This window comes from Aeromicrobium panaciterrae (genome assembly GCF_039537165.1).
Lineage (GTDB): Bacteria > Actinomycetota > Actinomycetes > Propionibacteriales > Nocardioidaceae > Aeromicrobium > Aeromicrobium panaciterrae.
This window is the reverse complement of record NZ_BAAAZZ010000002.1, coordinates 562397-574724: the sequence shown is the minus strand read 5'-3', so window position 1 is coordinate 574724 and position 12328 is coordinate 562397. Positions and strand designations below refer to the sequence as shown.

Annotated in this window: 11 protein-coding genes; 7 read left to right on the top strand and 4 right to left on the bottom strand. The window is 67.7% G+C overall.

What is annotated here, in order from left to right; all coding sequences use genetic code 11:
- The first annotated feature begins 13 nt into the window (after positions 1 to 13).
- From mshB to ABD683_RS03280, 3 genes are read left to right on the top strand one after another with little or no spacing between them, the layout of a single operon-like run.
- Positions 14 to 919, top strand: a complete 906-nt coding sequence (mshB, locus tag ABD683_RS03290; protein WP_344767272.1) for an N-acetyl-1-D-myo-inositol-2-amino-2-deoxy-alpha-D-glucopyranoside deacetylase — start codon at positions 14 to 16, stop codon at positions 917 to 919.
- 4 nt (positions 920 to 923) lie between these two features.
- Entirely contained in the window at positions 924 to 1259 is a 336-nt protein-coding gene (locus ABD683_RS03285; protein ID WP_344767271.1) for a hypothetical protein, read from the top strand.
- A gap of 19 nt (positions 1260 to 1278) precedes the next feature.
- A complete protein-coding gene (locus tag ABD683_RS03280) occupies positions 1279 to 3510 on the top strand; it encodes a VanW family protein (protein WP_344767270.1) in 2232 nt (743 codons plus the stop codon).
- Positions 3511 to 3761: 251 nt separating this feature from the next.
- Here ABD683_RS03280 and ABD683_RS03275 read toward each other — a convergent pair whose 3' ends face one another.
- Positions 3762 to 4727 carry a GNAT family N-acetyltransferase gene (locus ABD683_RS03275; protein WP_344767269.1) on the bottom strand — a complete coding sequence of 322 codons (966 nt, stop codon included), beginning with the start codon at positions 4725 to 4727 and terminating at the stop codon, positions 3762 to 3764.
- A gap of 93 nt (positions 4728 to 4820) precedes the next feature.
- Here ABD683_RS03275 and fdxA point away from each other — a divergent pair, with 93 nt between their 5' ends.
- Both fdxA and dapC read left to right on the top strand, forming a co-directional pair.
- Positions 4821 to 5147, top strand: coding sequence for a ferredoxin (fdxA, locus tag ABD683_RS03270; RefSeq protein ID WP_344767267.1), 327 nt, complete (start codon positions 4821 to 4823; stop codon positions 5145 to 5147).
- Positions 5144 to 6250 carry a succinyldiaminopimelate transaminase gene (gene dapC, locus ABD683_RS03265; protein ID WP_344767266.1) on the top strand — a complete coding sequence of 369 codons (1107 nt, stop codon included), beginning with the start codon at positions 5144 to 5146 and terminating at the stop codon, positions 6248 to 6250. The genes fdxA and dapC overlap by 4 nt, the downstream gene beginning before the upstream one ends.
- Here dapC and ABD683_RS03260 read toward each other — a convergent pair.
- The 3 genes from ABD683_RS03260 to ABD683_RS03250 are packed head-to-tail and all read right to left on the bottom strand — an operon-like array spanning position 6247 to position 9199.
- The gene (locus ABD683_RS03260; RefSeq protein WP_344767264.1) at positions 6247 to 7071 is read right to left on the bottom strand and encodes a VldE C-terminal domain-containing protein; all 825 of its coding nucleotides are present in this window, start codon (positions 7069 to 7071) and stop codon (positions 6247 to 6249) included. The genes dapC and ABD683_RS03260 overlap by 4 nt on opposite strands.
- A 12-nt stretch (positions 7072 to 7083) precedes the next feature.
- A complete protein-coding gene (gene dapD / locus ABD683_RS03255) occupies positions 7084 to 8025 on the bottom strand; it encodes a 2,3,4,5-tetrahydropyridine-2,6-dicarboxylate N-succinyltransferase (protein WP_344767262.1) in 942 nt (313 codons plus the stop codon).
- Positions 8026 to 8077: 52 nt separating this feature from the next.
- Entirely contained in the window at positions 8078 to 9199 is a 1122-nt protein-coding gene (locus tag ABD683_RS03250) for an LCP family protein (RefSeq protein ID WP_344767260.1), read from the bottom strand.
- Positions 9200 to 9381: 182 nt separating this feature from the next.
- On the opposite strand from ABD683_RS03250, the gene ABD683_RS03245 reads away from it, so the two are divergent.
- Together ABD683_RS03245 and ABD683_RS03240 are read left to right on the top strand one after the other, a co-directional pair.
- Positions 9382 to 10815 carry an LCP family protein gene (locus tag ABD683_RS03245; RefSeq protein ID WP_344767258.1) on the top strand — a complete coding sequence of 478 codons (1434 nt, stop codon included), beginning with the start codon at positions 9382 to 9384 and terminating at the stop codon, positions 10813 to 10815.
- Positions 10816 to 11016: 201 nt separating this feature from the next.
- Positions 11017 to 12327: an LCP family protein gene (locus tag ABD683_RS03240; RefSeq protein WP_344767257.1), complete on the top strand. Its 1311-nt coding sequence runs from the start codon at positions 11017 to 11019 to the stop codon at positions 12325 to 12327.
- Position 12328 lies beyond the last annotated feature (1 nt).

The window sequence follows — 12328 nt, the reverse complement described above, 5'->3', positions numbered from 1 at the left end:
GTAGCCTTGGGGCATGCCTCTGAGTGATCGCCGCATCCTGTTCGTGCACGCCCATCCCGATGACGAGGTCATTAACAATGGCGCCACGATGGCCAAGTACGTGTCCGAAGGCGTGCAGGTCACCCTGGTCACGTGTACGGCCGGTGAGATGGGCGAGGTGCTGGTGCCGGAGCTGGAGCACCTCGCGTTCGAGAAGGACGGCGGCCTCGGTGAGCATCGCCGCGGCGAGCTGACCGATGCGATGAAGGCTCTCGGGGTCACGGACCATCGCTTCCTCGGCGGGTTCGGGCGCTTCCACGACTCAGGCATGTCCTGGGCGGAGGATGGATCCGCCACGGCAGCGGAGGAGACGCCCGACGGCGCCTTCTGGCACGCCGACCTGCTGGAGGCCGCGGACCTGCTCGTCGGGATCATTCGCGAGCTCAGGCCGCAGGTGCTCGTGACGTACGACCAGTTCGGCGGCTATGGCCACCCCGACCACGTACAAGCCCACCGTGTCGCCACGTATGCGATGGAGCTCGCCGCGGTGCGGTCCTACAAGCCTGACCTCGGTGAGGCGTGGGACGTGTCCAAGGCCTACTGGGTTGCGATGTCGAAGTCACAGATGAGCGACGGCATCAAGCAGGTACGCGAGGCGGGCGACACGACGTCGTTCGCCGACTGGGATCCCGACAACCTGCCGTTCGGGGCCTCCGACGAGGAGCTGGACGCCGCGATCGACGCCAACGAGTTCGTCGACGCCAAGATGGACGCGATGAAGGCACACGCCACCCAGATCGCCCTGGACGGACCGTTCTTCGCGCTGTCCAACAACCTCGGCAACCAGGTGTGGGGCAAGGAGTTCTATCGCCTCGCCAAGGGCACGCTCGGCCCGGTCGGTGCCGACGGCCTCGAGCACGACCTGTTTGCCGGACTCTGATCTTGTGAGGCGATGTGGGCTGGTCCTGGCCGGCGCCTATCTGTGTGTCGTTGCCGCCATCGTGCACCGGCACACCGTCGGCCTCGGTGGCACCCGGGTGCCGTGGGGGCTGGTCCTGGCCCTGGTGGCCACGGCCGCGGTCGTGCTGGCGGCGAGTGAGCTCGTACGCGTCGGTGGCGCCTGGCTCGGGCTCGGCTGGGCCGCGATGCTCACCGCGCTGCAGCTCTCGCCCGGTGGCAGCTACCTCGTCGCCACCGACTGGATGGGCCTGACGTTTGCGGCCGGATCACTCGTGCTCATAGTGTGGGGCGCGCTTCGGACACCGAGGCGTGGCCAATGACGGCCGTGAAGGGGGAGGTATGACCGAGCGCCCGGACGAGCCCGACCTTTCCCAGCCCCCCGACGAGGCGCAACCCGACGCCGACATCGAGGCGGCGCTGACCTCCGAGGCCGAGGACGTCGTCGAGCCCGAGGTCGAGCACGCTGTCGAGCCTGAGGTTGATGAGTCCTCTGACGAGGCTGCGCCTGAGCAGGACGTCGCCGGGCCCGAGGTCACTGACGAGGTCGAGGAACCCGTTGCCGAGGAGCCCGCCGTCGAGGAGGCTGCTGTCGAGACGGAGGCCGCTGACGAGGTCGAGGAGCCCGTCGCCGAGGAGTCCGCCGAGCCCGAGGTCGCTGACGAGGTCGAGGAGCCCGTCGCCGAGGAGCCCGCCGAGCCCGAGGTCGCTGACGAGGTCGAGGAGCCCGCCGTCGAGGAGGCGATCGTCGAAGAACCCGTCGCCGTACCGGCGGGAGCATTCGATCCCGATGGCGACGACATCTCACCCGACACCGACGTCCTGGCGGCTGCCGCCGCCGAGCCCGCGACGCAGCCTGCCACCGAGGATGACGACGAGGGCGGATCGCACATCGGCCGCAACGTGCTCCTGGGCGTGCTGGGGCTCGTCGCCGCGCTCTACGTCGCCGGCTACTTCCTCACCGGCGCTCGGATGCCGGCGAACGCGACGATCGGCGGCGTCGACGTCAGCGGCATGTCACCGTCGGCGGCCCGGGCGGCCGTCGACGAGGCATTGACCCCGCGGATCGCCAACGAGATCGTGCTGAGCCACGAGAAGGTGGAGTTCCGCGTCAAGCCGGCCGATGCGGGGCTCTCGTTCGACCTCGACCGTTCGGTCGATGAGGCGGGCGGACACCGCAGCTGGAACCCGAAGGACATGGTCGGCCTGCTGTTCGGCGATCACGAGACCGCACCGGCGCTCGATGTCGACGACGCCAAGCTGCAGAGCGTGATCGGCACGATCGGTGAGTCGATCAACGTCGAGGTCGTCGAGGCCCAGATCACGTTCCCCAAGGCCAAGCCGACACCGCGGGAGCCGAAGGCAGGCCTGGTCGTCGCGCGCGACGACGCCGCCGACGTGATCAAGGACGCCTACCTCGTCACCGACAAGCCCGTGAAGGTGCCGACCGTCGTGGTCGAGCCAGCGGTCGACTCAGACGGTCTTGCCGACGCCATGAAGACGATCGCCGAGCCCGCCGTGGCCGGGCCTGTCACGCTGGCGGTCGGCGACAAGAACGTCTCGCTCCCGGTGACGGCCTACACGCCGGCCCTGGTCGTGCAGGTGCAGGACAACGTGCTCAAGCCGTACATCGACCCCAAGAAGCTCGCCGAACCGCTGACCAGCTCCGTGACCGGGATCGGCAAGAAGGCCGTCGACGCGACCGTGAAGATCGAGAACGGCAAGCCGGTCGTGGTCCCCGGCAAGGAGGGTGTCGGGCTGCAGCCCGAGGAGATGGCCCAGAAGCTCCTGCCGGTGCTCGACAAGACCGGCGCCGAGCGCAAGATCGCGATCACCGCGAAGGTGGTCGACCCGCTGTTCACGACCGAGGACGCCAAGGCGCTCAAGATCACCGAGCGGATCAGCAGCTTCACGACGCGGTTCCCGTACGCCGAGTACCGCAACATCAACCAGGGTCGTGCCGCCGAGCTGATCAACGGCACGATCATCGAGCCCGGTGAGACGTTCAGCTTCAACAAGACGGTCGGCGAACGCACCGTGGCGAACGGCTTCGTGACCGGCACCGTGATCAACGGCGGGGTGTTCCGCGAGGAGCTGGGCGGCGGCGTCTCACAGGTCGCCACGACGACCTACAACGCCGCGTTCTTCGGTGGGATGGACGACGTCGAGCACCACCCGCACGCGTTCTACATCAACCGTTACCCGGTTGGCCGCGAGGCGACGGTCTACTTCGGCAACCTCGACCTGCGCTGGAAGAACTCGACCAAGTACGGCGTGCTGGTGCGTGCGTGGGTGGTCAAGAGCACGCCAGGTTCGCAGGGCCAGATGCACGTCGAGCTGTGGAGCACCAAGGTCTACGACGTGAAGGCCGGCCAGTCGGCCCGCCGCAACTTCCGCTCACCCGGCACGCAGTACGACGACACCAAGCGCTGTGTCCCCCAGGACCCGATCCAGGGGTTCGACATCGACATCTACCGGACGTTCTACCAGGGCGGCAAGAAGGTCAAGTCCGAGACCGACACGGCCCACTACCAGGCCGCCGACCACGTGATCTGCGGCAAGAAGCCTGACTGACCGAGGCCGCCCGCGGCCGAGCGTCAGTCAGCGCTAACGAAGTGTGAGCGTCTCGGGCCGAAGGCCCCACGCTGCGAGGCGCTGGTGAGTTGATCACCCCACGCGATCAGACCGCGACGTTCAGGGCGATCGTGATGCAGCAGGGTCGGCAGGTCATGTCCCAGCCCGAGGTCGTGCTCCTCGGGGGTGTCGGTCGGGTGGTGGCTCATGTCCATCACGGTACGAAGCCGCTCTGGGCGCCGCCAGTGGAGTCACTGTGAGGTTGCTGTGGAGGGTCGCAGGTAGCGGTAGTCGTGGTGGTCGGCGAATCCGTACGGCGCGTACAACGCGATCGCCGCCGTGTTGGCCCGCATGGTCTGCAGGTATGCCTTGTCGGCTCCGTGCTCGACGGCCCAGGCCAAGGATGTGTCGACGACCCGCTTGGCCAGACCCTGCCGGCGTACCTCGGGATCGACCTCGACGCACGAGATACCCGCCCACTCGCCGGTCACGACGACCCGACCGATCGCGACGATGGGATCTCCGATCGAGACGAACGCGACCTGTGCCGGCCCCTCGAGCACGGCTCGCGCCGACACCGGGTCGTTGACCCGGCCGTAGTGGCTCAGCCACTCGGCGTCGACCGAGTCGGCGATGCGAGCCGCGGGATCGGCGGCGTACGCCGGGTCGAGATCGGCGACCTGTACGACGGCGCCACCGTGGTAGTCGTCCATCGGGGTCCATCCCGCCGCCGCGAGCGCTGTGTCGTGGGCCGATCCGGTGACGACCTGGGCAAGTGCCGGCTGGTCCCGTTCGGCATAGAACGCCTCGACTCGTTCCAGGGCGTCGGTGAGCTCGACGCCCGGAGAGCCGTGCACCGCCACCGAGTTGGCGCGGCCCGTGAACCGTCCCGCGGCGCGCAGCTCCCAGTCGCCCAGCCGTTGCGACTCGATCGGGGGCCACCCCCGGGACGTGATGCGGGTGAGCTCCTCTGTGTCGACGTCACGTGCGCGCCGACGACGCAGCGGACGGTCCGGGACGACCTTCCACGTGACGATGTCGGCGAGCGCGACGATCGCCGTACGACCATCACGTCGCTGCACCGTCACGGTGCTGTCATCGACTCCGAGGACTCGGCCGACGACATCGTTCAGCGCGGGTCCACCGGACGGCCCGGTGCCTCCGGCGAGGTGGCGTACGACGACGCGCGCGCCGACCGTGGGAGCGTCAGGTGTCACAGACTCAGCGTTTCATGTCAGCCAATGGACCTGCTGCGCGGCTAGGTTGGCGACCACGGATAATGGAAGCGAACCTTCGAAGGAGAACCCCTCGTGACCTACGTGATCGCCCAGCCGTGTGTGGACCTCAAGGACCTCGCATGCGTGGACGAATGTCCGGTGGACTGCATCTATGAGGGCAATCGCATGCTCTACATCCACCCCGACGAGTGCGTCGACTGTGGTGCGTGTGAGCCGGTCTGCCCCGTCGAAGCCATCTTCTACGAGGACGACACCCCGGCGGAGTGGAAGGACTACTACACCGCCAACGTCGACTTCTTCAACGATCTCGGCTCGCCCGGAGGCGCCGCCAAGCTCGGCAAGATCGACGCGGATCACCCGATCATCGCCGCGCTGCCCCCGCAGGAACACGACGAGTGACGCCGAGAAGGGAAGTCTCCGCACGATTCCCTGACTTCCCGTGGGACACGATCGCTGACGCCAAGGCGCGCGCCGAGTCCCACCCCGAGGGCCTGGTCGATCTCTCGATCGGCACCCCGGTCGACGACACCCCCGCGGTGGCGCAGGACGCCCTGAAGGCAGCCGCCAACTCACCGGGCTACCCCACGGTGTTCGGCCCCGAGTCGTTGCGACAGGCTGCGATCGACTGGCTCGAGCGCCGTTTCGAGGTCACCGGGCTGGAGCGTTCGCAGGTCCTGCCGACCATGGGGTCCAAGGAGCTCATCGCGACGCTGCCGGTGCAGCTCGGGCTCGGTGCCGGCGACCTCGTCGTCGTCCCTGAGCTGGCCTACCCGACGTACGAGGTGGGTGCCCGGTTCGCGGGGTGCGACGTCATCGCCACCGACTCGACCGTCGCGGTCGGGCCCAGGGCTCCCGCGATCATCTACATCAACTCTCCGGGCAATCCGAGCGGCAGGATCCTCGGGATCGACCACCTCCGCAAGGTCGTCGAGTGGGCGCGCGAGCGCGGCACCCTGGTGGTCTCCGACGAGTGCTACCTCGAGTTCGCCTGGGAGGACACGCCCTACTCGGTGCTGCATCCCGACGTCTGCGGCGGCTCGTTCGACGGCATCCTCGCGGTGCACTCGCTGTCCAAGCGCTCCAACCTCGCGGGCTATCGTGACGCGTTCGTGGCAGGTGATCAGGCGATCGTCACCGAGCTGCTCGAGGTGCGCAAGCACCTCGGCTCGATGGTGCCCGCACCGGTGCAGGCCGCGATGGCGGCGGCGCTGGGTGACGACCAGCACGTCAAGGAGCAACGCAAGGCCTATGCCACTCGTCGCCACGACCTGCGTGCCGCAGTCGAGGCTGCCGGCTTCACGGTGGAGCACTCCGAGGGTTCGTTGTTCCTCTGGGTCACCCGTGGCGAGCACGGACGTGCCACGATCGACTGGCTCGCTGATCGCGGCATCCTTGCGGCTCCGGGCGACTTCTACGGCGCTGCCGGCGCCAACCACGTACGGCTGTCGTTCATGGCGAAGGACGAACGCATCGCAGCCGCCGTCAAGCGCCTCGCCAGCTAGTTGGTCGAGACGCGGACGATGTCGGGATCGGCCGTGTCGGTCGTGGTCCAGCCCTGGTCGGAGTCCTCGGCGTTCCACTGCTTGGTCTGGAACGTGATCGTCTCGATACCGAGCTGTGACGCGTTGCCGACGAGGTAGTGCGCGATCGCCCAGCCCCGCGCCTCGATGTCGGCGGGCTTTCCGGTCAGCGGGAATCGTGCACGGTCGCGGTCCTGGGCTGACTCGATCTTGCCGAACGCCTTCTCGACGTCGTCGATGACGACGGCGACGCTGCCGCTGCCCTTGGGGTTGATCTGGCAGGTGAAGGCCGCCGGGCTGTAGCCGCGCAGCGCCGAGGCGAGAGCACGGGAGTCCGCCTCGTGCTGGGCGTACGCGCCGGGGAAGCCGGAGCGCTGCACCTTCTGGGCTGCCTGGGTGATCTCCATGGTCTCGTAGCCCTTGACCTTGGCGAGTGCCTTGTAGAACCTCGTGATCGAGTAGTGCGGATCCATGATCTGCGCGACCGTGCCCCAGCCCTGTGACGGCCGCTGCTGGAAGAGGCCGATCGAGTCGCGGTCTCCGTAGTCGATGTTGTGGATCTTGGACTCCTGGAACGCTGTCGCGATGGCGATCGTCGTGGCCCGCGGCGACATCCCGCGGTTCTGGGCGATGGCGGCCATCAGCGCCGCCCACTGACCCTGTTCGAGGTCGACCTGGGCGCGTACGTCACCGACCTTCGCGACGCAGAACTCGCTGCGCAGGGGCTCGCGATCGCGCAACCCGGTCGCGACGAGGATGCCCGCCGCGACGAGTCCGAGGACGACGAACCACCTGAGCCTCATCAGAGAAGGCGGCTAGTTGGCGTGCAGGGCGGAGTTGAGCTCGATGCCCGTACGCTCGCCGCGCGGCCTGGCCTCGAGCGCACCGGTCTGGCTGTTGGTGAGGAACAGGATGCCGTCCTGCCCCGACAGCTCGGCGGCCTTGACGGTCGAGCCGTCGGGCATCGTGACCTTGGAACCCGCCGTGACATAGGTGCCCGCCGCGACGACGCAGTCGTTGCCCAGCGAGATGCCGATTCCGGCATTGGCGCCGATCAACGAGTTGTCGCCGACGCTGATGATCTGCTTGCCCCCGCCGGACAGCGTGCCCATGATCGACGCGCCGCCGCCGACGTCGGAGCCGTTGCCCACCGTGACGCCGGCGGAGATGCGGCCCTCGACCATCGCGGTGCCCAGGGTGCCGGCGTTGAAGTTGACGAAGCCCTCGTGCATCACGGTGGTGCCCTCGGCCAGGTGGGCGCCGAGGCGTACGCGGTCGGCGTCGGCGATGCGCACGCCGCTCGGGATCACGTAGTCGGTCATGCGAGGGAACTTGTCGACGCTGGTCACCTGGACGTGCTGGCCGGCGGCGCGAGCGCGCGCTCGGGTTGCCTCGAAGCCGTCGACGGCGCAGGGGCCGAGCGACGTCCAGACGACGTTGGTCAGCACCCCGAAGAGGCCGTCGAGGTTCTGGCCGTGCGGCGCCACCAGGCGGTGCGACAGCAGGTGGAGGCGAAGGTAGGCGTCGTAGGCATCTGCGGGGGGAGCCTGGAGGTCGGCGATCTCGGTCAGCACGACCGCCTTGACGACGTCGCGGACGTCGTCCTTGCCGGCCAGTGCCGCGAGCTCCGGCGGCTCGCTCGATCCCGTGGGTGCGGCACCCAGTCGGGGCGCGGGGTACCAGACGTCGAGCACCGTGCCGTCGGGCGTCAGCGTTGCGACGCCGTGGGCATGTGCGCCGGAATCCGAGGAAGTCATGTGCCCCAATCTATCGGGGCGTTGGTCGCGCTTCGCAGACTGGCGCCTTCGGTCAGTTCGACTTCGGCAGGCCGTCCTTGGTGCAGAGGCTTCCGATGTCGGCCGTGCGGTCGGTCTTGATGTAGTCGAACATCTTGGGTGCCCGCTCGGGATCCCACGTCACCGCGAAGTCGCGCAGCGGCACGGTGCAGTTGAGCCCTTCGCCGCCCATGGCCGCCGACAGCGCGAACGCGAACTTCGCCAGCGAGATCGGGCCGACGTTCTCACCGATCTGCAGAGATCCGGACGCCCCGCTGGCAACGCTCATGTAGCGGAACGGGTTGAGAACGGTCCAGGGTGACTTCGCCTCGGCCGCGATCGAGCCCAGCACCTCTCGCTGGCTCTGCACGCGCTGGATGTCCTGGGTCGCGTACGAGTGGCGGTTGCGGGAGTAGGCCAGCGCCGTCTTGCCGTCGGCGTTCTGGCAGCCCTTCTTGACGTCGAGACCGGAGTCCTTGTCCTTGAGGTCCTGCTTGGGGCAGATCTCGACGCCGCCGAGCGAGTCGACGACCTTGACGAGTCCGCCGAAGCCGACCTCGACGTAGTCGTCGATGCGGATGCCGGTGTTCTTCTCGATGGTCTGGACCAGCAAGGGAGGCCCGCCGAACGCGTACGCCGCGTTGATCTTGGTGCGCCCGTAGCCCTCGATCTGCACCAGCGAGTCACGCGGGAGCGACATCAGGAGGGTCGGACCGCTTCCGGTGTGCAGCAGCATGATCGTGTCGGTACGACCGCGCCCACCACCGTCGCCGCCCGTCGAGAACTCCTTCTGCTCCTCCGGGGTGAGGCCGCGGCGGCTGTCGGAACCGACCAGCAGATAGGTCGTACCGGGCTGGTCGGCGGGGCGCGCTCCGTCGGGCTCGGCGTCGACCTTGGCGATCTTGCCCCAGGCCCATACCGGGACGGCGACGAGGAACACGATCCACGCGAGGAGCACGAAACCGAAGATGCGGCGGCCGTTGCGCTTCTTGCGCGGAGTCCTGGGTGGTGGCGGCTCGTATGAGCTGGACCGCGTCGACCCGGGCGGCGGCAGGTTGGGCGGCGGCAGGTCGGACGACTCCGGAGCGGCCTTGGGGGCCGGCTTTCCGTCGCCGTAGAGCCACCCGTACTCGCCCTCCGACCACTCACCTGGCATGCAGATGACCGTACCGGACCACCCGCCGTACCAGCCCGAGGCCGAGTCGATCGGCGCCTGAAAATTGCCGGTGAACTGAACCTGAAAATTGCTGCGCGATCTCGGCGCGCCCTCAACCGCAACTTGAAGGTTTGCCGCAATACTGGGACACGCCTCAGCTTCTTCCCCAACGTGAGGACACCATGTCTGACGTTCGCTCGAGTGTGATGGGTGGCTCCTACGCCCGTCCGGCCGATGCCTCTGCTCGTATCCAGTTCCGTCGTGCGCTGACGCTCACCGCGATGACCCTCGTCATGCCCGGCTCGGCCCAGCTCGTCATGGGCAGTCGCAAGGTCGGACGCATCGCGGTCCGCATCTGGCTGGGGTTCCTGGCGCTCGGCGCGTTCCTGCTGTTCCTCTCGATGACGTCACGCACGGGCCTGTTCTCGCTGATGACCAACCCGCGTCTCCTCACGGTCGGCCGGTACGTCCTGATGGCGGGTGCCATCGCCTGGGTCGCCCTGATCATCGACGCCTGGCGCCTCGGGCAGCCTTTGAAGATGGCACGTAACCACCGGCTCTGGATGACGGGACTCAACGGCGTCCTGTGCTTCGTCACGGCGGGCACGATGTTCTTCGCGGCACACCTCGTCGCGGTGCAGAGCTCGTTCATCGGCACGGTGTTCGCGTCCGACACGGTTTCGCACCCCGAGGACGGCCGCTACAACATCCTGATGCTCGGCGGCGACTCCGGTCCCGACCGCAGCGGTCTGCGCCCGGACTCGCTGACGGTCGCGAGCATCGACAAGGACACCGGCCGCACCGTCCTGATCGGCCTGCCGCGCAACCTGCAGAACGTGCCGTTCCCCAAGGGCTCGGTGATGGACAAGCAGTTCCCCCACGGCTTCAACGGCGAGGGCCAGTACCTCAACGCGATCAACACCTGGGCCAACGACCACGCCGAGCTGTTCGGCGAGAAGGCCCCCGGGCTCGACGCCACGATGGGTGCCGTCGAGGAGATCACCGGGCTCAAGCTCAACTACTACGCCCTGGTCAACATGCATGGCTTCTCCAAGCTGGTCGACGCCGTCGGCGGCGTCACGATCGACGTCAAGGAACGTACGGCCATCGGCGGCATCGGCTCGCCGATCCGCGGCTACATCCCGGCCGGCACCCACAAGCTCACAGGTGACCAGACGCTCTGGTACGCCCGCAGCCGCGTGCAGAACGACGACTGGTCGCGCATGGGCCGGCAGAAGTGCGTCATGAACGCGATGCTCAAGCAGCTCAGCCCGCAGAAGGTCTTGCTCAACGTCGAGAAGATCGCCGACTCCGGCAAGGCGCTGCTGACGACCAACATCCCGCAGCAGGACCTCGACGTCTTCATGAACCTCGCGCTCAAGGCCAAGAACGAGAAGGTCTCGACCGTGTCGCTGGTGCCACCGCTGATCTACACCGGGAGCCCCGACTTCGACAAGGTGCGCCGTGTCATCGACGAGGCGGTCGCCAAGGCCGAGGGCAAGTCGACCACGAAGGTCGGCATCACCCAGGCCACGCTCTCGGTCCCCAAGACCGACGACACGAGCAACGACCCCCGCAAGGCCAACCAGTCGGCCGACCTCGACGCCGCCTGCTGAACGTCGAACCTGAGGTGGCGCTGAGATCACACCCGTTCATTTCAGACATGGCACGTGCATCGGTGATAATGGTGGCTCCGTCGGCCAACGTTTCGTGAGGGACCCATGTCGCACCGCGCGAGTCTCCTGGGCCGCGGCTATCAGGACCGCCACCTGGACTCGCCGCGTGTCCGGTTCCGGCGCGCCCTGACGCTGTGCCTCATGACGATCGTGGTGCCGGGCTCAGCCCAGCGCGCCGTCGGCAACCGATGGGTGGGCCGGGTCGCGACCTTCGTGTGGTTCCTCCTGCTGTGCCTCGGCGGCTTCCTGGCTTGGAAGTACGCCACCGACCGGGCGACGTTCCTGGGCTACTTCACCAACAGCGACAAGCTGGCGCTGGCCCGCTTCGGGCTGATCTCGGTCGGCTTCCTGTGGCTGTGCCTGTTCATCGACGCGTGGCGACTCGGCTCGACGTTCCGCCTGTCGTTCATGCGTGCCGCGGCGATCACGGTCATCAACGTCGCGATCATCGCGGGTGTCGCCGGATCCACCGCGTACGCCTCGCAGCTCATCAAGGTCTCGCGCGAGACGGTCAAGACGGTGTTCAAGGCGACCGAGACGACCCCGCCGCTCAAGGGCCGCTACAACATCCTGATGATCGGCTCGGACGCCCGCAAGGACCGCACCGGCATCCGCCCCGACTCGATGACGATCGCCAGCATCGACGCCACCACGGGTCGTACCGTGCTCGTGTCGCTGCCTCGCAACCTGCAGAACGTGCCGTTCGCCAAGGACTCGCCGATGCGCAGGGTCTACCCCTACGGCTACAACTGCGGACCCACGTGCCTGCTCAACGCGGTGCACACGGCCGCACAGAACCGCAAGGACCTCTACCCCGACAGCGCCGACCCGGGGCTCGACGCCACGATCGATGCCGTCGAGGGCGCCACCAACCTCAAGATCAACTACTACGTGATGATCAACCTCAACGGCTTCAAGGGCCTGGTCAACGCGGTCGGCGGGGTCGAGATGGACGTCAAGACGCGGATTGCGATGTTCGGCCACGACGACTCCTACAAGCAGACCTACATCGAGCCCGGCCTGCAGAAGCTCGACGGCCAGAAGGCGCTCTGGTACGCCCGAAGCCGCGTCGCGTCCGACGACTTCACCCGCATGGGCCGGCAGAAGTGCCTGATGGCGGCGATGCTCAACCAGCTCAGCCCGCAGAAGGTCCTCGTCAACGCGACCCGGATCGCCGAGTCGGGCAAGGAGCTACTCAGCACCAACATCCCGGCCGTCGAGCTGGGTCAGTTCGCAGATCTCGCGCTGAAGTCGCGCGGGTCCAAGATCGCCGTCGTGTCCCTCGTGCCGCCGGTCGTGTCGACCGTCAACCCCAACTTCCCGGCGATCCACACCATGATCCAGACCGCGATCGACAAGTCGGAGGCAGCGCCGACGACCTCTGGGCCCAAGAAGAAGGACCCGACGCAACGGGCCGCCAACACCACGGACGACCTCGCAGCCTCCTGCTGAG